This window comes from Phenylobacterium parvum (assembly GCF_003150835.1).
Taxonomy (GTDB): domain Bacteria; phylum Pseudomonadota; class Alphaproteobacteria; order Caulobacterales; family Caulobacteraceae; genus Phenylobacterium; species Phenylobacterium parvum.
Genome location: NZ_CP029479.1, coordinates 804,386 through 823,329 on the forward strand (window position 1 = coordinate 804,386; position 18,944 = coordinate 823,329).

Below are 18,944 nucleotides of genomic sequence, written 5' to 3' on the forward strand. Positions count from 1 at the left end.
ACGCGTCCGTGGGGGGAAAAGGATAGGTCCCGCCGGCGCAGAACTCAAGTGTGCAATGCAGCAAGAGCCTGAAGTCAGGTCTGGGGTTCGGCCGGAACCTTCGCAGGCGCCGCAGGCGGAGGGGGCGGGGACGCCGGTTTTGCGCCCTCAGGGACACCCCCTGGCGGGGGTCCGGGGACCTCTTCCGGCGGCGGAGTCGGCGGCGGGGCGGGCGGTTGCGGCCCCGCAGGAATGGGCGTGGCCGGCAGTCGCTTCACCGCCGTGGCCATGACATTGCGCCAGACCTCGGCCGGCAGGGAGCCTCCGGTCACCCCCTTCATGGGCCGGTTGTCGTCCCGTCCCATCCAGACCACGGTGACGACCCCGCCCGTGTAACCGGCGAACCAGGCGTCCTGGTAGGACGAGGTGGTGCCGGTCTTGCCCGCCAGGTCGCGACCGGGCAGGGCGGCGCGGGTCCCGGTGCCGGAGACCAGCACCTGGCGCATCATCCGGTTGAGGTCCGAGAGGGCGGGGTTGGTGATCACCTGCTTCGCCGGAGGCGGCGCGGGCCGGGTCCAGACGACCTTCCCGCCGGCGGTGCGGATCCGCGAGACGCCCCAGGCTTCGACCAGGCGCCCGCCGCTGGCGAAGGCGCCATAGGACTCGGCCATGTCCATCGGGGTCACCACGCCGGCGCCCAGGGCCATGGCGGGGGTGGTGGGGATGGGGGTGGAGATCCCCAGCCGGCGGGCCGTGTCCGCCACCCGGACCCGCCCCACCTCGTCGGCCAGCTTGACGGCGACGGTGTTCACCGAGCGGGCGAGGGCGGTCTCAAGGGTCATGGGGCCCTGGAAGCCCGGTTCGTAGTTCGAGGGCGACCAGCCTTCCAGGGTGACGGGCTCGTCCACCACCTCGCTGTCCGGGGTGCGACCGGCCTCCAGGGCGGCCAGCCAGACGAAGGGCTTGAAGGCCGATCCGGGCTGGCGCCGGGCGTCGGTGGCGCGGTTGTAGGGGGCGGTGAGGTGGTCGGTTCCCCCCACCAGGGCGCGCACGGCGCCGGTCCCGTCCAGGGTCACCACGGCCCCCTGTTGCACCCCCTGCGGGCCGCCCCGGGTCACGCCGTTGCGCAGGGCCTCCTCGGCGGCTCGCTCCAGGGGCAGGTCCAGGGTGGTCTCGACCACCAGGTCCTGCTTCACCGATCCGGCCCGCCGCCGCGCCTGGGCGTCCATCCAGTCGACGAAGTACTGGGCCGAGGCCTCCGGCGCCCGGGTCCAGACCCTGGGCTTCTCCGCCAGGGCGGCGGCCCGGGCCTTGGGGGACAGGACGCCTGTCTCGACCATGGCGTCCAGGACCAGCTTCGTCCGCTCCGCGTTCCGGGCGGGCTCGTCCACGGGATTGTAGCCGCTGGGCGACTTGGGGATGGAGGCCAGCATGGCGGCCTCTCGGACGGTCAGGCGCGAGGCGGGCTTGTTGAAATACCGCCAGGCGGCCGCCTCCAGTCCCCAGGCGCCCTTCCCGAAATTGATGCGCGACAGGTAGAGGCCGAGGATTTGCGACTTGGTGAAGGCCTGCTCCAGCTGGACGGCGAGGGCCAGTTCGCGGGCCTTCCGCTCCAGGGTCTTCTCCTGGTTCAGGAAGAGGAGGCGGGCAACCTGCTGGGTGATGGTCGACCCGCCCTGGGCGACCCCGCCCTCGGCCAGGTTGGCGGCTGCGGCCCGCGCGATCCCCGCCGCATCGAACCCGGGGTGGCTGTAGAACCGCCGGTCCTCGATGGCCACGAAGGCCGCCGGGACATGGGCGGGAAGGCTGCGGACCTCCACCGGCGGGCCATAGCGGCCGCCGCGCACCCCGATCCGGGCGCCGTTGCGGTCCACGAAGACAACCTGCGGCGCTCGCTCAATGGCCGGCAGGGGCGGCAGGGCGGCGCCTCCGGGCAGGCCCGGCAGGGTGGGCAGGGTCACCGTCGCGGAGGCGAGGAGGCCGATCAACATCCGTCAGGTTCCAGGCGCAGGTTTGGGGCGCGGGCCGGATCGCCCGCCGGGCAAGGCTCGCGCTCGACCGTGGCGACACTTAGGCGGCGGGGTCAGGCGCTCTCGATGACCTCGCAGCCCGCCAGCTCCCCGGCGTCCGGCGCCTCGAAGACACCCTCGGTGAAGTCGAACATCTCGGGCGTCACCACGAAGGAGAAGCCCTCGCCCTGGATCTGGTTGCGCGACAGCACCCGTCCCCGGCGCACCTCCTTCGGGGCGTTGAGGTAGTGGAAGCGCGCCGGCAGCTCGCAGAGCCGGGCGATCTCGGCCACCCGGGCCCGGTCCGAGCGTCGCAGGAGGCCGAGGTCGAGCACCACGGGGGTCCCGGTCGCCATGACCGCCGCCGCCGTCGACCAGATCTGGGCCTCGCAGCGCTCGATCCGCTCCATCAGCCAGTTGAAGTCCGGCTGCTGGGGCATGTCCTGGGCGAAGAGCCGCGCCATCCAGTCGTCGATGGAGAAGCTCACGGCCCGCTCTCGTCGGGCGAGGTCGCCGGCATAGGTCGACTTCCCGGCGCCGGACGGGCCGAAGATGACGTGCAGGGTCGGGGTCACGGCGGGGCTCAACGGACGGTCAAGCCGCCGTCGATGACCATTTCCGCCCCGGTCACATAACGGCTCTCGTCCGAGGCCAGCCACAGGACGCCGTTGGCGATGTCGAGGGGGAAGCCCTTCACGCCCAGGGGCACGGCGGTTTCCGTCAGGGCGTCCAGGGCCAGGTCGCGCTGCGGGCGGGCGTTGTCGCCGGGGCCGCCGGTGCCGATGATGGTGTCCCAGATCGGGGTCTCGATGATGCCGGGGTGCATGGAGTTGACCCGGATCCCGTCCTTGGCGTTGGCGCATTCCATCGCCACCGACTTGGTCATCAGGCGCACGGCGCCCTTGGTGGCGCAGTAGCCGCTCATGTTGGGCGAGCCCTTCAGGCCGGCGATCGAGGAGATGTTGATGATCGAGCCCGTCTGGTGCTCGCGCATCAGGGGCAGGGAATGCTTCATGCCCAGGAAGACGCCGTCGACGTTGATGGCCATCTGGCGCTTGAAGTCGGCGAGGGAGAAGTCGGTGACCGGCCCGGACAGGCCGATGCCGGCGTTGTTGACCAGGATGTCCAGGCGGCCGTGCAGGGCCTTCACCTTGCCGATGGTCTCGATCCAGGCCTCTTCGCTCGTGACGTCCTGGTGCAGGTAGTCCGCCGTGGCGCCCGCAGCGCGCAGGGCTTCGACGGCCTCGCGGCCCTTGTCGTCCTGGATGTCGCTGATGACGATGACGGCGCCTTCCTGCGCCAGCCGCTCGGCGCATCCCAGGCCGATCCCGCTGGCCCCGCCGGTGATGAGCGCCACCTTGCCCTGAACCCGTCCCGCCATGTCCGTCTCCTTCCCGCTTGACCCCTTGGGGTTTTCTCATGCCTAGCGCAGGGCGGCCCGCTTGCCCATAGGCCGCCCCGGCCCGATGCCTTCTGGGAGACGTCCATGTCCGTCGAGATCCGCCCCTGCAGCCCCGGGGACGCCGAGGCCCTGGCCCTGGTCAGCCGGGCGACCTTCCTGGAGTCCTACGCCGACGTCCTGCCGGCGGCGGACATCCTGGTCCACTGCGAGGTCCAGAACCGGCCGGAGCTCTACCGCGACTGGCTGGCCACGCCCGGCTGGCGGGCCTGGCTGGTGGAGAGGGCGGACACCCGCGCGCCCGTGGGCTTTTCCCTGTCCTGCCCGCCGGACCTGCCCCTGCCGACGGGGCCGGGGGATGTCGAGCTGAAGCGCATCTACCTGCTGCACCGCTTCCAGGGCGGGGGCAGCGGGGCGGCCCTCCTGGCCGCGGCCGAGGCGGCGGCCCGGGCCGACGGCTTCGACCGGCTCCTGCTCGGCGTCTATTCGAAGAACGCCCAGGCCCTGGGCTTCTACGCCCGCCAGGGCTTCACCCAGGTCGGCGTGCGCACCTTCCGCGTCGGCGCCAACGACTACGACGACCTCGTGCTGGCCAAGTCCCTGGCCTGACCCGCCGTTGACCCCCTCAGTCGGCTGCGCCGACAGCTCCCCCTGATGGGGAGCAATTGGGGTGGTAATTCCTCCCCCCAGGGGGAGGTGGACCGCGCGGCGGGCCGGAGGGGGTCAGCTGAGGGGCCGGTGACCCCCTCAGTCGGCTTTGCCGACGGCTCCCCCTTGGGGGAGCAATCAGGAGCCGGGCCTAAGCCGTCAGGCGGCGTAGTCCTGCAGGGGGCGGACGTCGAGGGGGCCGTTGGCCATGGCGGTGATGGCCTGGGCGGCCGCCAGGGCGCCGGCCGAGGTGGTGAAGTAGGGGATCTTCATCATCAGGGCGGTGCGGCGGATCTCATAGCTGTCGGCCAGGGACTGCTTGCCCTCGGTGGTGTTGAAGACCAGCTGGACCTCGCCGTTCTTCATTGCGTCGACGATGTGGGGCCGGCCCTCGAGGACCTTGCGCACGCGCTCGACCGCCAGGCCCTGGTCGGCCAGGTAGGTTGCGGTCCCGCCGGTGGCCAGGATCCGGAATCCGCGCGCCAGCAGGAGCTTCACCGGCTCGACGATCCAGGGCTTGTCGGCGTCCTTGACCGAGACGAAGACTGCGCCGGTGGCGGGCAGGACGGTGCCGCCTCCCAGCTGGCTCTTGGCGAAGGCGCGGGCGAAGGCCGGGCCTGGCCCCTCGCCCTCGCGCCGCCAGTCGAGGCCCATGACCTCGCCGGTCGAGCGCATTTCGGGGCCGAGGACCGTGTCCACGCCGGCGAACCGGGCGAAGGGGAAGACCGCTTCCTTGACCGCCACGTGGTCGTAGGGTGTCTCGACCAGGCCGAAGCTGGCGAGGGACTCCCCGGCCATGACGCGGGCGGCGATGGCCGCGAGAGGCTTGCCGATGGTCTTTGCCACGAAGGGCACGGTGCGGCTGGCCCGCGGGTTGACCTCCAGGACGAAGATCCGCGGAGCGTCGGAGTGCGGCTCCTCGATGGCGAACTGGACGTTCATCAGGCCGCGGACGCCGAGGGCGAAGGCCATGGCCTCGGTCTGGCGCTTGAGCTCGGCGATGGTCTCGGGGCGAAGGGAGAAGGGGGGCAGGGAGCAGGCGGAGTCGCCCGAGTGCACGCCGGCCTCCTCGATGTGCTCCATGACGCCGGCCACGAAGACGGTTTCGCCGTCGCACAGGGCGTCGACGTCCACCTCGGTGGCGCGGGAGAGGTACTGGTCGATCAGGACCGGGCTGTCGCCGGACACCTGGACGGCGGTGGTGATGTAGCGCTCGAGCTGTTCGTCGTCGCGGACGATCTCCATGGCCCGGCCGCCGAGCACATAGGAGGGCCGGATGACGACCGGGTAACCGACCTTGTGGGCGCCGGCAAAGGCCTCCTCGCGGGAGCGGGCGATGGCGTTGACGGGCTGGGCGATCTCCAGGCGGTGAAGCAGCTGCTGGAAGCGCTCGCGGTCCTCGGCCAGGTCGATGGCGTCCGGGCTGGTGCCGAGGATGGGGATGCCCGCCTCCTCCAGGGCCTGGGCCAGCTTCAGGGGCGTCTGGCCGCCGAACTGGACGATCACGCCCAGCAGGGTCCCGCGGGACTGCTCGACGGCGATCAGCTCCAGCACGTCCTCGGCGGTCAGGGGCTCGAAGTAGAGCCGGTCCGAGGTGTCGTAGTCGGTGGAGACGGTCTCGGGGTTGCAGTTGACCATGATCGACTCCACCCCGACGTCCGCCAGGGCGAAGGCGGCGTGGCAGCAGCAATAGTCGAACTCGATGCCCTGGCCGATCCGGTTGGGGCCGCCGCCCAGGATGACCGCCTTGCGCCGGTCGCTGGGGTCGCTCTCGCAGTCGGGGACCTGGCCCAGGGCGCCGGTCTCATAGGTCGAGTACATGTAGGGCGTGTCGGCGCGGAACTCGCCGGCGCAGGTGTCGATGCGTTTGAAGACCGGCCGGACGCCCAGGGCGCAGCGGGCGGCGCGCACGGCGCCTTCGGGCTGGCGGACGAGGCGGGCGAGGCGGGCGTCGGAGAAGCCCTGGGCCTTGAGGGCCCGGAAGCCCTGCGCCGTGTCGGGCAGGCCGCCCGCGCGGACCAGGCCCTCCTGGCGGACGAGGTCCTGGAGCTGGCGCAGGAACCAGGGTTCGTAGGAACAGGCGCCGTGGACCTCCTCGACGGTCAGGCCGTGGCGGAAGGCCTGGGCGATGACCCGCAGGCGGTCGGGGGTGGGCGCGCCGAGGGCACGGACCACGGCGGCCTTGCCGGTCTCGGGATCGGCGGCGCCCTCGATCTCAATCTCGTCCAGTCCGGTGAGGCCCGTCTCGAGGCCGCGAAGGGCCTTCTGGAGGCTCTCCTTGAAGGTCCGGCCGATGGCCATGACCTCGCCCACCGACTTCATGGAGGTGGTGAGGTAGGGCTCGGAACCTGGATACTTTTCAAAGGCGAAGCGCGGGATCTTCGTGACGACATAGTCGATCGACGGCTCGAAGGAGGCCGGGGTGGCCCCGGTGATGTCGTTCATCAGCTCGTCGAGGGTGTAGCCCACGGCCAGGCGGGCGGCGACCTTGGCGATTGGGAAGCCGGTGGCCTTGGAGGCCAGGGCCGAGGAGCGGGACACCCGGGGGTTCATCTCGATGACGACCATCCGGCCGTCCGCGGGATTGACCGCGAACTGGACGTTCGAGCCGCCGGTCTCGACCCCGATCTCCCGCAGGACGGCGATCGAGGCCGTCCGCATGATCTGGTATTCCTTGTCCGTCAGGGTCAGGGCCGGCGCGACGGTGATGGAGTCGCCCGTGTGCACGCCCATCGGGTCAATGTTCTCGATGGAGCAGACGATGATGCAGTTGTCCGCCTTGTCGCGGACGACCTCCATCTCGTACTCCTTCCAGCCTAGGACGCTTTCCTCGATGAGCACCTCGGTGGTCGGCGAAAGGTCCAGGCCGCGCTCGACGATCTCGCGGAACTCCTCGACATTGTAGGCGATGCCGCCGCCGGTCCCGGCCAGGGTGAAGGAGGGGCGGATGATGGCGGGCAGGCCGACGAAGGCCAGGCCCTCCATGGCCTCCTCGAGGGTATGGGCGGCCTTGGACTTCGGGCTTTCGAGGCCCAGCTTGTCCATGGCGTCGCGGAACTTCTGGCGGTCCTCGGCCTTGTCGATCACCTCGGCCCGGGCGCCGATCATCTCGACCCCGTAGCGCGCCAGGACGCCGCGGCTCTCGAGGGCCAGGGCGGTGTTCAGGGCCGTCTGGCCGCCCATGGTGGGCAGGAGGGCGTCGGGGCGCTCGGCGGCGATGATCTTCTCGACCATCTCCGGGGTGATCGGCTCGACATAGGTCGCGTCGGCCACGTCCGGGTCGGTCATGATGGTGGCGGGGTTGGAATTGACCAGGATGATCCGGTAGCCCTCGGCCCGCAGCGCCTTGCACGCCTGGACGCCCGAATAGTCGAACTCGCAGGCCTGGCCGATGACGATGGGCCCGGCGCCGATGATCAGGATCGAGGAGATGTCGGTGCGTTTGGGCATGGAAACACTCGCGCGCAGGGCCAGCGCGCGCGCCTGCGCGCTGCGTCCCGGCCGGATTGAAGGCTAAGCCGCCCGTTTAGAGGGGGAGTCGGGGTGGTGCAAGCTTGGATGCCCCGGGCAATCGTCCGCGGGGCTTCCGCCCACAGGAAATCAGGACAAAGAAAAACGGGCCGGCGTTTCCGCCGACCCGTTGAAGAGGTTCCCTTTCGGGATGAGGTCAGACGGACAGGTTGCCCGCAGACATCTTCCCGCTGCGCTTGTCGCGCTCGAGCTCGTAGTTCACCTTCTGACCTTCGTTGAGCGAGCGGAGGCCCGCACGCTCGACGGCGGAGATGTGCACGAACACATCCGGGCCGCCTTCGTCAGGTTGAATGAAGCCGTAGCCCTTGGTTCCGTTGAACCACTTCACGGTGCCGGTAGCCATATTGATCGATCGTCCTTGATAGATAGGCCCGCAACCCCGGAGTTGGGGCGCACGGGATCAAAAATCGAAGGAGGTCGGTAGCAGGCCCGCTGCGTCAGAAGAAGCGTCGAAAAAGCAGCCGAACCTACGAGATTTGACACGTCACTATGACGGAAGGCCAGGGGTCTGGCAAGCCGCACCCCTAAGCTCAGGCCCGGGCGGCCTCCATCAGGTCGGCGAAGCGCCTGAAGAGATAGAGGGAATCCGTCGGCCCGGGCGAGGCTTCGGGGTGGTGCTGGACCGAGAAAACCGGGCGGCCCGAAAGGGCGATGCCGGCGTTGGTGCCGTCGAACAGGGAGACATGGGTCTCCACCACGCCCTCGGGCAGGCTGTCGCGGCTGACCGTGAAGCCGTGGTTCATCGAGACGATCTCGACCTTGCCGGTGGTCAGGTCCTTCACGGGGTGGTTCGCCCCGTGGTGGCCCTGCTCCATCTTCTCGGTGCGCGCACCCAGGGCCAGGGCCAGCATCTGGTGGCCGAGGCAGATGCCGAAGACCGGAACGCCCGAGGCGACCAGCTTGCGGATCTCGGGGACGGCGTAGTCGCCGGTGGCGGCCGGGTCGCCTGGGCCGTTCGACAGCATGACGCCGTGCGGCTTGCGGGCCAGGATGTCCTCGGCGGAGGTCGAGGCGGGCACCACGGTGACCTTCGCGCCAAGGGAGGCGAGGGCCCGCAGGATGTTCCGCTTCACCCCGAAGTCCATGACCACGACCTCGCAGCGGTCCTGGGCGGGGCGGGCGTAGCCCTCGGGCCAGCCGTAGAGCCCTTCCTCCCAGGTGAAGGCCTGGCGGCAGGTGGCGTCCCTGGCCAGGTCCAGGCCCACCAGCCCGCTCCATTCCGCCGCCTGCCGGCGCAGGGCGTCGAGGTCGAAGCGGCCTTCGGGATCGTGGGCGATGACCGCGTGAGGCATGCCCTCCTCTCGGATGCGCCGGGTCAGGGCCCGGGTATCGACGCCGGAAAGGCCGATGACGCCCCGGCGGGCCATCCAGGCGCCGAGGTCGGATTCCGACCGCCAGTTGGCGGGGGGCGTCGGGGCGTCGCGGAAGATGGCGCCCCGGGCGGCGGTGGTGGAGTCGCCGGCGACCTGTTCAATGTCCTCGGAATTGACCCCGACATTGCCCACGTGGGGGAAGGTGAAGGCGACGACCTGGGCCATGTAGGAGGGATCGGTCAGGATTTCCTGGTAGCCCGTCATGGCGGTGTTGAAGCAGACCTCGCCCACCGCCGAGCCGGTCGCGCCGCAGCCGACGCCCTGGAGGACCGTACCGTCCGCCAGGACCAGGACGCCCGTGACGCCGGGGAGGAGATCGCTCATGGCAGGCCGCTCCAGGGACAGGGTTGAGGGCTCGCAAAAAGGCGGGCGAGGATGCACCCTGCCCGCCCTTCGGCCGTTCCGGGTCTGGTAATGACTCGCGGCGGGCCGGTCAATGCGGCGCGCCGGCCGCAGACTCCGGGAGAGCCCCATGTCCGAAACCGCCTTCATCGCCGAGCATCCCTCCACCCGGGCCGTCATCGACAGGGTCCGGGAGGCGGAGTACCGGACCCCGGCGCCGCACCGGACGGCCGGGGCGGTCGACTCCCGGCTCATCTGCATGTCGCCCCGGGACCCCAGCGAAGGCTTTGGAGAATAGCACCGTCGCCATGGCTATCCGCATCACCACGGTCGGCCTCGATGCTGACGACACCCTCTGGCACAATGAGACCCTGTTCCGCCTGACCCAGGAGCGGTTCTGCGACCTCCTGGCGGACCGCGCCGATCCCGGGCCCCTGATGGCGCGGCTTGCTGAGGTGGAGGCGCGCAACCTGCGTCTCTACGGCTACGGGGTGAAGGGCTTCACGCTGTCCATGATCGAGACCGCCATGGAACTCACCCACGGCGAAGCGCCGGCCTCGGTGGTGCGCGAGATCCTGGCGGCCGGGCGCGAGATGCTGACCGAGCCGGTGGAGCCCCTGCCGGGGGTCGAGGCGGCGCTTGAGGCCCTGTCGCTGGACTATCGCCTTGTCCTGGTGACCAAGGGCGACCTCCTGCACCAGGAGCAGAAGCTGGCGGCCTCGGGGCTGGGCGACCTCTTCGCCGCTGTGGAGATCGTCAGCGAGAAGACGGCCTCGACCTATTCCGCCGTCTTCGACCGCCACGGCTCCGGCCCCGGGCGCGCCGTGATGTGCGGCAACTCAGTCCGGTCCGACATCCTGCCGGCCCTGGAGGCGGGCGCCTTCGCCGCGCACGTCCCCTATCCCATGACCTGGGCCCACGAGCACGCCGAGCCACCCGTCGGCCACCCGCGCTTCGCCGAGCTGGCCTCGATCCGCGACCTGCCGGCCTGGGTGGCGGGGCTCGGCTAGGGCCCGGGGTCCCCGCTGCCGTTAACCCCCTCCGGCCCGCTTCGCGGCCCACCTCCCCCTGGGGGGAGGAATGACAGCGCTCAATTGCTCCCCCAAGGGGGAGTTCCCGGCGGAGCCGGGTGAGGGGGTCAATCCAGGTCGCAGCTGCGTCGCCGGCCCCCGGGGCTGGGCGCGGGGGCGGGGCCGGTCTATCCTTCGCCCCGTGCGGTTCGACGAAGCCTTCCTCGATGAGATCAAGTCACGCCTCCGGCCCTCGGACGTCATCGGCCGGACCGTGAAGCTGCAGAAGCGCGGCCGTGAGTTCGTCGGCCTGTCGCCCTTCACCAAGGAAAAGACGCCGTCCTTCTACGTGAATGACGACAAGGGCCAGTTCTTCGACTTCTCGTCGGGCAAGACCGGCGACCTGATCGCCTTTCTCCAAGAGAGCGAGCGGCTGTCCTTCGTCGAGGCGGTGGAGCGGCTGGCGGCCGAGGCGGGCCTGTCCCTGCCAGCGCCGGACCCGCGCTCGGCGGAGCATGAGAAGAAGCGCCAGGGCCTCTCGGACTGGATGGGCCTGGCCGCCCAGTGGTACGCCCGGATGCTGGCGGCCCCCCAGGGCGCCACCGCCCGGGCCTACCTGAAGCGCCGCGGCCTGCCGGCTGCAGACTGGGAGCGCTTTGGCCTCGGCTTTGCGCCCGCCGGGCGGACCGGCCTGAAGGACTACCTCGTCGCCAAGGGCGCGCGGCCGGCGGAGCTGGTCGAGGCAGGGCTGCTGATCGCGCCCGAGGACGGCGGGGCGCCCTACGACCGGTTCCGCGACCGGATCATCTTTCCCATCGTCGAGGGACGTGGGCGCATCGTCTCCTTCGGCGGCCGGGCCATGGATCCGGACGCCCGGGCCAAGTACCTGAACGGTCCCGAGACCGAACTCTTCCACAAGGGCCGCACCCTCTATGGCCTGCCCGAGGCCCGGCGCCTGCTGGCCGCCGCCCCGCCCGACGCCGACATGCCCCTTGTGGTGGTCGAGGGTTACATGGACGTCATCGCCTGCCAGCGGGCCGGCGTCGCCGCCGTGGCGCCCCTGGGCACGGCCCTGACCGAGGAGCAGATGGACCTGCTCTGGCGGCGCCACCCCGAGCCGACCCTGTGCTTCGACGGCGACCGGGCGGGGCGGCAGGCGGCCTTCCGCGCCATGGACCGGGCCCTGCCCCTGCTGACCCCCGGCCGCAGCTTCCGATTCAGCGTGGTGGAAGGGGGCAAGGACCCCGACGATGTCCTGCGGGAGCAGGGGGCTGCGGCTCTCCGGAGCCAGCTGTCGCGGACCAACGGCTTTGCGGAGATGCTGTTCCGGCGGGAGCTGGAGGCCGAGCCCCTGGACACGCCCGAGCGCCGCGCCGGCCTCAAGGCCAGGCTCCGCGCCGCCGCCTCGCGCATCGCCGACAAGGACCTGCAGTCGGCCTATCGCGACGACCTCCTGTCCCGTTTCGAGGCCGCCCTGCCGGCCCGGGCGCCGTCGCCGCAGGGTGGGGATTTCCGGCGCAGGGGCGCGCCCGGCGGGCGGGCCTGGATCGATCCGGCGCCCACGCCCCTGGGCCGCAGCGCCGCCCGGCGCCTGGCCGCCGCCCTCGACCTTCCGGCCGCCGCCCTGATGAAGCAGGCGCTCGCCGATCCGGTCTGCCTGGACGACTGCCTGGAGTCGCCCTTCGCCTCCGCCGGCTTCGGGGAACCCGCCCTGGCCGGATTGGCCAAGGAAATCATCCGGCTGCGTCTGGAGTCTGAACACCTTGACACCCGGGGGCTCGCGCGCCATCTGGCAGGAGGAGATTTTGAAGCTCTTCTGACAGACATCGATCGGGCCGCAGCGAAATCGGGCGCGCCCTTCCTGAAACCGGATGTCTCCCTCGAGGACGCAAGATCGCAGTGGTCGCAGGCCTTCGCCCGCCTCTCGAGGCTGGCGGCCCTCGATGAAGCGTTGTCCGCCGCCAAGGGTGACCTTGGCGGGGCTTTGTCCATGGACGCATTCTCGAGACTGAAAGGTGAGCGCGACCGCCTGCGGCGACAAATCCGAAACTGGCAGGACGAAACCTGACGAAAGCGCGCCCGCGCTGCACCTTTTCGAGATCCGGATTCCCCGCAGGGTCCGGACAGCGGAGACCTTGATGAGCAACACCCCCGCCGAGACCGAAGCCGCCGAGACCCCTTCCAGCGACGGGCCGCTGCTCGATCTCACCGACGCCGGCGTCAAGAAGTTCATCAAGCAGGCCAAGGCCCGCGGCTACGTCACCATGGACGAGCTGAACAAGGTCCTGCCGTCCGAGGAGGTCACCTCCGAGGCGATCGAGGACACCCTGGCCATGCTGTCCGAGATGGGCGTCAACGTGGTCGAGGCCGAAGAGGACGCCGAGGGCGGCGAGGTGGCGGTCCGCGAGGAAACCGCCGTCGTCGAGACCCAGAAGGAAGCCGCCTACGACCGCACGGACGATCCCGTGCGAATGTACCTTCGCGAGATGGGCTCGGTGGAGCTACTCTCCCGCGAGGGCGAGATCGCGATCGCCAAGCGCATCGAGGCCGGCCGCGACACCATGATCCGGGGCCTGTGCGAGAGCGCCCTGACCTTCGAGGCCATCATGGTCTGGCGCGAGGAGCTGGGCACCGGCCGCATCCTCCTGCGCGAGGTCATCGACCTGGAGCAGACCTACGGCGGGGTCAACGCCGCCGCCGAGGCCCTGGCCGAGTCCGCGGAGTCCGCCGAGGTGACCGAGGACGGCGAGGCCGCTGCGAAGGCCGAGGGCGACGATGACGACGACTTCGACGACGGAGCCGGTCCGACCATCAGCGCCATGGAGAGCGAGCTGCGCGAAGGCGTCATGCTCACCCTCGACGCCATCGCCGCCGAGTTCGACGCCTTCCGGTCCCTGCAGGAGAAGCTGGTCGGCAAGCGGCTGAAGGGCGAAGACCTGTCGGAGGGCGACCGCGCCTCTCACTCGGCCGCCAGCGGCGCCATTGTCCAGCACCTCAAGACCCTGAAGCTGAACAACAACCGCATCGAGGCCCTGGTCGAGCAGCTCTACGCCATCAACAAGCGACTGGTCGGCCTGGAAGGCCGGCTGATGCGCCTGGCCGACAGCTACGGCATCGCCCGCCAGGAGTTCCTCAAGACCTACCTGGGCTCCGAGCTCGACCCGACCTGGTCGGACAAGGTCAAGGCCCTGGGCGTCCGCTGGACCAAGTTCGCCGAGAACGAGGCGGGCCAGGTGCTGGCCATCCGCCAGGAGATCGCCTCCCTCGCCACGGAATCCGGCGTGCCGATCGACGAGTACCGGCGCATCGTCCAGACCGTCCAGAAGGGCGAGCGCGAGGCCCGTCAGGCCAAGAAGGAGATGGTCGAGGCCAACCTGCGCCTCGTCATCTCCATCGCCAAGAAGTACACGAACCGCGGCCTGCAATTCCTTGACCTCATTCAGGAAGGCAACATTGGCCTCATGAAGGCCGTGGACAAGTTCGAGTACCGCCGGGGCTACAAGTTCTCCACATACGCCACCTGGTGGATCCGGCAGGCCATCACCCGGTCCATCGCCGACCAGGCCCGGACCATCCGCATCCCGGTGCACATGATCGAGACGATCAACAAGATCGTCCGGACCTCGCGCCAGATGCTGCACGAGATCGGCCGGGAGCCGACGCCCGAGGAACTGGCCGAGAAGCTGGCCATGCCCCTGGAGAAGGTCCGCAAGGTCCTGAAGATCGCCAAGGAGCCCATCAGCCTCGAGACGCCGATCGGCGACGAGGAGGACTCGCACCTGGGCGACTTCATCGAGGACAAGAACGCCGTCCTGCCGATCGACGCCGCCATCCAGTCCAACCTGCGCGAGACCACGACGCGGGTCCTGGCCTCCCTGACCCCCCGCGAGGAGCGGGTCCTGCGCATGCGCTTCGGCATCGGCATGAACACCGACCATACCCTCGAGGAGGTGGGCCAGCAGTTCAGCGTGACCCGCGAGCGGATCCGCCAGATCGAGGCCAAGGCCCTGCGCAAGCTCAAGCACCCCAGCCGCAGCCGCAAGCTGCGCAGCTTCCTCGACAGCTAGGACGGCCGCCTCGGCTGACCCTCTCCGTCCCGGGGCCACGGCCCCGGTCCACCCCCCCTCGGGGGAGGATTTACGGAGCCATTGCTCCCCCAAGGGGGAGCTCCCGGCGAAGCCGGGTGAGGGGGGCAAAACCCGTCTCAGCTGACCCCCTCCGTCGCGCTGCGCGCGCCACCTCCCCCTGATGGGGAGGAATGACCCGGTGATTGCTCCCCCAAGGGGGAGCTCCCGGCGAAGCCGGGTGAGGGGGTCTACGGCGCCTGAGGCCTTGGGCTAGCTCCAGGCGTAGTTGAAGCTGATGGAGATGCGCGGGGTGCGCGCCCGGTTGGGGGGCACTTCGTGGCGGAGCCAGCTTTCCCACAGGAAGACTGATCCCGGCGCCGGCGCCAGGGAGACAAAGGTGCGCTCGGCCTCGGGCGCGTCGGTGCGGCGGGGCGGCGCGGCCATCATGAGGGCGAGGCGCGGGTCCTCCAGCCGCAGGGCCGAGGCGCCGGGCGGTGTGGCGACGTACATTGTTCCCGAGATCACGCTATGCGGATGGATGTGACCCGAATGGCCGGCGCCGGGCTTGAGGATGTTGACCCACAGGCTGTCCATCTTCAGCCGGCCGGCGCCGAGGTCGAGATGAAGGTCCTGGGCGTAGACGGTGACCAGCCGGTCCAGGCGCCGCCGGAGGTCGTCGAAGACGCTGGCCCGCCGGGGCAGGTCGTCGAGGGAGGCGTAGGAGGTGTAGCCGCCGTAGCCGTTCCTCCGGCACCAGTCGCGCCCGGCGACGTCTTCGGCCTCGAGCATGCGGCAGGCGGCTTCCAGGTCGGCGAGGAGGGTCTCGAAGCCCTTCTGCCCGGCCAGGGTGGTTTCGCAGATACGGGTGGGGAAGAGGTCGCGGACGGTCATGCCTGACCGCTAGATCATGTTCCGATAAGTGGGAACCGGTTATCGGATCGAAACATGATCTAACTTTTTGAACTTAGAGCCTGTTTAGTCCCTTCAGACTTTCCGTCTGAAGGGAACAGGCTCTGAGCCTGCGGCGCGCGCCTGTCAAAACCCGGACGTCGCCGGGATCAGGCGAGGATGTCGAGGACCACGCCCTGCATCTGGTCGGCGGTGCGGATCACGGCGGCGTTGGCCGACACCCCGGCCTGGGCCAGCTTCATGTCGACGATCTCCCGGACCACATCGACGTCGACGCCATCGATGCTCATCTTGGAAACCCGCTGGGCGGATTCCGAGAAGCGGTTGGTGGCGGCGATCAGCCCGTACTGGGCGATGGCGATCGGGTTCATGATCTTGGTCTCCGTGACACCATCGTGGACCCCTCGTCGTAAACAAAAAACCCCCGAAAGAGGGTGAACCCGGGTTAAGCTTGCCAGCCTTCCGCCTGCGCCTTCGAAGGGAGCCCGCCCATGATTGTCGCCCTCTGGCTCGCCGCCTCGGTCACCACGGTCTGCCTTGAGCCCGGCGGGGGCCTCAGCCCGGTGATCTGCAAGGCTCCGGCGACCCGCCTCGACGCCCGCCGCGAGGTCTGCGAGTGCCCCACCGGGCGCCGGACCGATGCGCCCCTTTGTGCTGAGGGCGAGACGCCGCCGCCGGAGACACGCCAGTTGAACGCCTTCCGCCGCAAGGCCGGGCAGGACGGCAGCCTGGTCGGGGACCGCTACCGCGACCGGCCCCTGTGCGTGATCCCGCCCAATCCGCAGGGCCGGCGGCCGTGATTCCGCCCGGATGACTGGCCATCAAGAGACCCCGGAGGAACTCCCATGAAACCCGCCTTCCTGGCCCTGGCGTTGGGCCTCACCCTGGCCCTAACCCCCTTCGCCGCCCGCGCCCAGGGCGTCGTCGCCCTGCCAGAGGACCCCGGCGGCGCCATCGTCGAGGAACTCGTCGTCCAGGCCAAGGAGCCCGGTCCGGCCTGGTGGGTGGTGAGCGACGGGGACTCCACCGTCTACATCCTGGGCATGCCCCGGGGCGGCCTTCCCCCGAAGACCGCCTGGGACCGCCGCTATCTCGACCGGAGGCTCAAGGGGGCGAACAGCCTGATCCTGGCGGACTCGGTCCGGATCAAGGTGGGGGTTTCCTCCTTTGGCGAGGCCATGCGCCTCTACCGGAGCCTCAGGTCCGATGTCCCCCTGGAGCGCCGGCTCGAAGAGCCCCTCAGGTCCCAGTTCATCGCCGCCCGCCAGAAGGTGGGGCAGCCGGGCGCGCGCTACGCCAAATGGTCGCCCTTCATCGCCTCCCTGATGCTGGTCGGCGATGCGACGCCCAAGGGATGGGCGGACCCGAGGGCGGACATCGTCAAGGCCGCCCGGAAGGCCAAGGTGAAGCGGGTTGAGGCGCCGGCGCGGGACGCCAGCGACGTGGTCGCAAAGGTCTTCGGCGAGATGAGCCCGGCCCTGGAGATGACCTGCCTGTCCGCGGCGGCCCGCAACGTCCAGGGATCCCGTCCGGCGGTGAACGCCGACGGATGGGTCCGGGGCGACGTCGCCGCCGCCATCAGCGGTCCCCGGGACTACGAGGGATGCCTGCTCCTGCTCAACGGCGGGCCGCAGTTCTGGCGGGCGCTCGTGGCCGACCAGACCGGCCTGATCGCCAACGCCCTGAAGACCCCCGGGCACAGCGTCGCCCTGGTCGACATTTCTTTCCTGGTCGCCGAGGAGGGCGTGGTCCGCCGGCTCGAGGCCCGCGGCCTTACGGTCACGGGCCCCGGCGGGGGCTGAGGCGCCTCAGAAAAGGGGCGGGCCCTTGCCGAGGGCGGCGTAGGTCTGCTTCTGGAAGATGGGCAGGGCGGCGCGGGCGCCCATGCGCTGGCCGGTGGCCACCTGGCTGGCGGATTCCGGGCCCAGCTCCATGGAGTTCTGGATCAGGTAGATCAGGATCAGGTCCTCTTCCGGGTCGGCCTGCCACCAGGTGCCGAAGGCGCCGGGCCAGCCAAAGGCCCCTGCCGAGCCGGCGCCCATCCAGGCCTGCTTCTCCGGGTCGGTGATCACCGAGACGCCCAGGCCGAAGCCCTGGCCCATCCAGAAGGGGATGCCCATGAAGGGGATCTCGCGCTGCTCCGGGGTCAGGCGGTTCGAGGCCATCAGGTTGAAGGTGTCCTCGCGGATCAGGCGCACGCCGTTCAGCTCACCCCGGTTGAGCATGAGCCGGGCGAAGGTCAGGTAATCGTCGACCGTGGAGATCAGGCCGCCGCCGCCCGCGCAGAAGGCCGGCGGATGGTCCTCGTGCACGAAGGAGACGTCCTTGAGGGGCGCGCCCTCCTCGGCCTTGTAGAGCTTGGCCATCCGGTCGCGCTTTTCCGGCGGGCACCAGAAGTCGGTGTCCGTCATGCCGAGGGGCTCGAGGATCCGCGACTTGAGGAAGTCCTGGTAGCTGGTCCCGGCGACGCGGCCGACCAGGAAGCCGAGGACGTCGGTGGCGTGGCTGTAGTGGAAGCGCTCGCCGGGCGCGTAGGAGAGGGGCAGGCCAGCCAGCCGCTCCATCCACATGTCCGGCCCGTGCGGGTTGCCCAGGGGCGGGCCCAGCACATCCTGGTAGGCGTGGGCGATGGGGCCGACCGAGGTGAAACCGTAGGCGAGTCCCGAGCGGTGGGTCAGGAGGTCCTCCACCGTGATGTCGCGCGGCGCATCATAGACGTCGTCGAGGGGGCCGGACGCGGACTTCAGCACCTTCATGCCCGAGAATTCCGGGGCCCACTTCGTGATCGGGTCGTCCAGCCGGAGCTTGCCCTCTTCCATCAGCATCAGGGCCAGAACGGAGGTCAGGGGCTTGGTCATGGAGGCGATGCGGAACATCGTGTCCCGGGTCATGGGCTTGTCGCCGGCGATGTCGCGCTTGCCCAGGGTGTTGAGCTGGACGATCTCGCCCTTGCGCCAGGTCAGGGTGACGAAGCCGGACAGGTCCCCCGCGTCGATCACCCCCTGCAGGGCGCCCGGGATCTTGTTGGTGAGGTTCATGTCCATGGTCGTCCTCCCGCCGGGCGTTGCGCCCCATTCTGCGATTGCGGCCCGTGTTGTCCCGTCCGGCGGCGGGAGCGTCAAGCGCGCCGTCGCTTCCGGCGGGGAAGGGGGCTAGGATGGGGCGTTCCGGAGGTCCGCCATGCCTGCTCGCCGTCTCACCCCGCCCCTCGCCCTCATGGCCGCCCTGGCCCTGGCCGCCGCCTGCGCGCCGGCCCTGCCCAAGGGTGTGGACCCGGTCGCCCTCGAGGCGGCCATCGACGACGCCGTGGGCGATCCCAACACCTGCGTCCTGATCGGCCAGGCCCAGACGGGGCGGCTTGTCTGGCGCTACGGGACCCACGGGGTCTGCGGCAAGGTCTGGCCCGCCTGCAACGGGACCGAGGCGCGCACCGTCGAGGGCCTGCTGAAGACGGCGGGCCGCGAGGGCGCCGAGATCTGGGCCTCCTGCCCCTCCAACGCTGACCGCAGCCGCACCGTCGCCTGGGCCGCCGGCCCCGTGCCGGGCCGCGCCGACCTGGTCTTCACCGCCGTGATGGAGGGGGCGAGCACTCCGCCGGGCATCGTCCTGGGCGACAAGCTGCGCGGCGCCCTGAAACGCGGCGGCCTGTCGCCCTCTTCCTGAGTCCGCCGGGTCCT

17 protein-coding genes are annotated in these 18,944 nt (G+C 70.2%); 8 read left to right on the forward strand and 9 right to left on the reverse strand.

Annotated features, from left to right (window positions below; all coding sequences use genetic code 11):
- Positions 1 to 74: 74 nt before the first annotated feature.
- The 3 genes from HYN04_RS03820 to HYN04_RS03830 all read right to left on the reverse strand — a co-directional run bounded on the left by HYN04_RS03820 (position 75) and on the right by HYN04_RS03830 (position 3,369).
- Positions 75 to 1,970 (reverse strand): transglycosylase domain-containing protein, encoded by a 1,896-nt coding sequence (locus tag HYN04_RS03820; RefSeq protein ID WP_110449527.1) that lies wholly within the window; start codon positions 1,968 to 1,970, stop codon positions 75 to 77.
- Between the two features lie 92 nt (positions 1,971 to 2,062).
- A complete protein-coding gene (locus HYN04_RS03825; protein WP_162599526.1) occupies positions 2,063 to 2,563 on the reverse strand; it encodes a P-loop nucleotide/nucleoside kinase family protein in 501 nt (166 codons plus the stop codon).
- Positions 2,564 to 2,571: 8 nt separating this feature from the next.
- Positions 2,572 to 3,369: an SDR family NAD(P)-dependent oxidoreductase gene (locus HYN04_RS03830; protein WP_110449529.1), complete on the reverse strand. Its 798-nt coding sequence runs from the start codon at positions 3,367 to 3,369 to the stop codon at positions 2,572 to 2,574.
- A gap of 105 nt (positions 3,370 to 3,474) precedes the next feature.
- Here HYN04_RS03830 and HYN04_RS03835 point away from each other — a divergent pair, with 105 nt between their 5' ends.
- Positions 3,475 to 3,996 (forward strand): GNAT family N-acetyltransferase, encoded by a 522-nt coding sequence (locus tag HYN04_RS03835; protein ID WP_110449530.1) that lies wholly within the window; start codon positions 3,475 to 3,477, stop codon positions 3,994 to 3,996.
- Positions 3,997 to 4,194: 198 nt separating this feature from the next.
- On the opposite strand, the gene carB is transcribed toward HYN04_RS03835, so the two are convergent.
- The 3 genes from carB to carA all read right to left on the reverse strand — a co-directional run bounded on the left by carB (position 4,195) and on the right by carA (position 9,263).
- Positions 4,195 to 7,485 (reverse strand): carbamoyl-phosphate synthase large subunit, encoded by a 3,291-nt coding sequence (gene carB, locus HYN04_RS03840; RefSeq protein WP_110449531.1) that lies wholly within the window; start codon positions 7,483 to 7,485, stop codon positions 4,195 to 4,197.
- Between the two features lie 217 nt (positions 7,486 to 7,702).
- On the reverse strand, positions 7,703 to 7,909 hold the full coding sequence (locus tag HYN04_RS03845; RefSeq protein WP_110449532.1) for a cold-shock protein: 207 nt from the start codon (positions 7,907 to 7,909) through the stop codon (positions 7,703 to 7,705).
- Between the two features lie 187 nt (positions 7,910 to 8,096).
- Positions 8,097 to 9,263 (reverse strand): glutamine-hydrolyzing carbamoyl-phosphate synthase small subunit, encoded by a 1,167-nt coding sequence (gene carA, locus HYN04_RS03850; RefSeq protein ID WP_110449533.1) that lies wholly within the window; start codon positions 9,261 to 9,263, stop codon positions 8,097 to 8,099.
- 148 nt (positions 9,264 to 9,411) lie between these two features.
- On the opposite strand from carA, the gene HYN04_RS13395 reads away from it, so the two are divergent.
- From HYN04_RS13395 to rpoD, 4 genes are all read left to right on the forward strand, one after another.
- On the forward strand, positions 9,412 to 9,579 hold the full coding sequence (locus HYN04_RS13395; RefSeq protein ID WP_162599527.1) for a hypothetical protein: 168 nt from the start codon (positions 9,412 to 9,414) through the stop codon (positions 9,577 to 9,579).
- Between the two features lie 10 nt (positions 9,580 to 9,589).
- A complete protein-coding gene (locus tag HYN04_RS03855) occupies positions 9,590 to 10,291 on the forward strand; it encodes an HAD family hydrolase (protein WP_162599528.1) in 702 nt (233 codons plus the stop codon).
- 202 nt (positions 10,292 to 10,493) lie between these two features.
- Positions 10,494 to 12,359 carry a DNA primase gene (gene dnaG, locus HYN04_RS03860; protein WP_110449534.1) on the forward strand — a complete coding sequence of 622 codons (1,866 nt, stop codon included), beginning with the start codon at positions 10,494 to 10,496 and terminating at the stop codon, positions 12,357 to 12,359.
- A gap of 70 nt (positions 12,360 to 12,429) precedes the next feature.
- Positions 12,430 to 14,358: an RNA polymerase sigma factor RpoD gene (gene rpoD / locus HYN04_RS03865; protein ID WP_422385658.1), complete on the forward strand. Its 1,929-nt coding sequence runs from the start codon at positions 12,430 to 12,432 to the stop codon at positions 14,356 to 14,358.
- 270 nt (positions 14,359 to 14,628) lie between these two features.
- On the opposite strand, the gene HYN04_RS03870 is transcribed toward rpoD, so the two are convergent.
- Both HYN04_RS03870 and HYN04_RS03875 read right to left on the reverse strand, forming a co-directional pair.
- Positions 14,629 to 15,249, reverse strand: a complete 621-nt coding sequence (locus HYN04_RS03870) for a TIGR02466 family protein (protein WP_110449536.1) — start codon at positions 15,247 to 15,249, stop codon at positions 14,629 to 14,631.
- Positions 15,250 to 15,416: 167 nt separating this feature from the next.
- Positions 15,417 to 15,638 (reverse strand): flagellar basal body rod C-terminal domain-containing protein, encoded by a 222-nt coding sequence (locus tag HYN04_RS03875; RefSeq protein ID WP_110449537.1) that lies wholly within the window; start codon positions 15,636 to 15,638, stop codon positions 15,417 to 15,419.
- Between the two features lie 120 nt (positions 15,639 to 15,758).
- Here HYN04_RS03875 and HYN04_RS03880 point away from each other — a divergent pair, with 120 nt between their 5' ends.
- On the forward strand, positions 15,759 to 16,067 hold the full coding sequence (locus HYN04_RS03880; RefSeq protein ID WP_110449538.1) for a hypothetical protein: 309 nt from the start codon (positions 15,759 to 15,761) through the stop codon (positions 16,065 to 16,067).
- A gap of 45 nt (positions 16,068 to 16,112) precedes the next feature.
- Positions 16,113 to 17,069 (forward strand): TraB/GumN family protein, encoded by a 957-nt coding sequence (locus HYN04_RS03885; protein WP_110449539.1) that lies wholly within the window; start codon positions 16,113 to 16,115, stop codon positions 17,067 to 17,069.
- Between the two features lie 6 nt (positions 17,070 to 17,075).
- Here HYN04_RS03885 and HYN04_RS03890 read toward each other — a convergent pair whose 3' ends face one another.
- Entirely contained in the window at positions 17,076 to 18,311 is a 1,236-nt protein-coding gene (locus tag HYN04_RS03890; protein ID WP_199285991.1) for a serine hydrolase domain-containing protein, read from the reverse strand.
- 136 nt (positions 18,312 to 18,447) lie between these two features.
- Here HYN04_RS03890 and HYN04_RS03895 point away from each other — a divergent pair, with 136 nt between their 5' ends.
- Positions 18,448 to 18,930, forward strand: coding sequence for a hypothetical protein (locus HYN04_RS03895; protein ID WP_110449540.1), 483 nt, complete (start codon positions 18,448 to 18,450; stop codon positions 18,928 to 18,930).
- Positions 18,931 to 18,944: the final 14 nt, after the last annotated feature.

Bases quoted from the DNA above. Each gene is read 5' to 3' on its own strand.
- HYN04_RS03820 (WP_110449527.1), bottom strand. From the start codon at position 1,970: ATGTTGATCGGCCTCCTCGCCTCCGCGACGGTGACCCTGCCCACCCTG.
- HYN04_RS03830 (WP_110449529.1), bottom strand. From the start codon at position 3,369: ATGGCGGGACGGGTTCAGGGCAAGGTGGCGCTCATCACCGGCGGGGCC.
- HYN04_RS03835 (WP_110449530.1), top strand. From the start codon at position 3,475: ATGTCCGTCGAGATCCGCCCCTGCAGCCCCGGGGACGCCGAGGCCCTG.
- carB (WP_110449531.1), bottom strand. From the start codon at position 7,485: ATGCCCAAACGCACCGACATCTCCTCGATCCTGATCATCGGCGCCGGG.
- HYN04_RS03845 (WP_110449532.1), bottom strand. From the start codon at position 7,909: ATGGCTACCGGCACCGTGAAGTGGTTCAACGGAACCAAGGGCTACGGC.
- carA (WP_110449533.1), bottom strand. From the start codon at position 9,263: ATGAGCGATCTCCTCCCCGGCGTCACGGGCGTCCTGGTCCTGGCGGAC.
- HYN04_RS13395 (WP_162599527.1), top strand. From the start codon at position 9,412: ATGTCCGAAACCGCCTTCATCGCCGAGCATCCCTCCACCCGGGCCGTC.
- HYN04_RS03855 (WP_162599528.1), top strand. From the start codon at position 9,590: ATGGCTATCCGCATCACCACGGTCGGCCTCGATGCTGACGACACCCTC.
- rpoD (WP_422385658.1), top strand. From the start codon at position 12,430: ATGAGCAACACCCCCGCCGAGACCGAAGCCGCCGAGACCCCTTCCAGC.
- HYN04_RS03870 (WP_110449536.1), bottom strand. From the start codon at position 15,249: ATGACCGTCCGCGACCTCTTCCCCACCCGTATCTGCGAAACCACCCTG.
- HYN04_RS03875 (WP_110449537.1), bottom strand. From the start codon at position 15,638: ATGAACCCGATCGCCATCGCCCAGTACGGGCTGATCGCCGCCACCAAC.
- HYN04_RS03880 (WP_110449538.1), top strand. From the start codon at position 15,759: ATGATTGTCGCCCTCTGGCTCGCCGCCTCGGTCACCACGGTCTGCCTT.
- HYN04_RS03885 (WP_110449539.1), top strand. From the start codon at position 16,113: ATGAAACCCGCCTTCCTGGCCCTGGCGTTGGGCCTCACCCTGGCCCTA.
- HYN04_RS03890 (WP_199285991.1), bottom strand. From the start codon at position 18,311: ATGGACATGAACCTCACCAACAAGATCCCGGGCGCCCTGCAGGGGGTG.
- HYN04_RS03895 (WP_110449540.1), top strand. From the start codon at position 18,448: ATGCCTGCTCGCCGTCTCACCCCGCCCCTCGCCCTCATGGCCGCCCTG.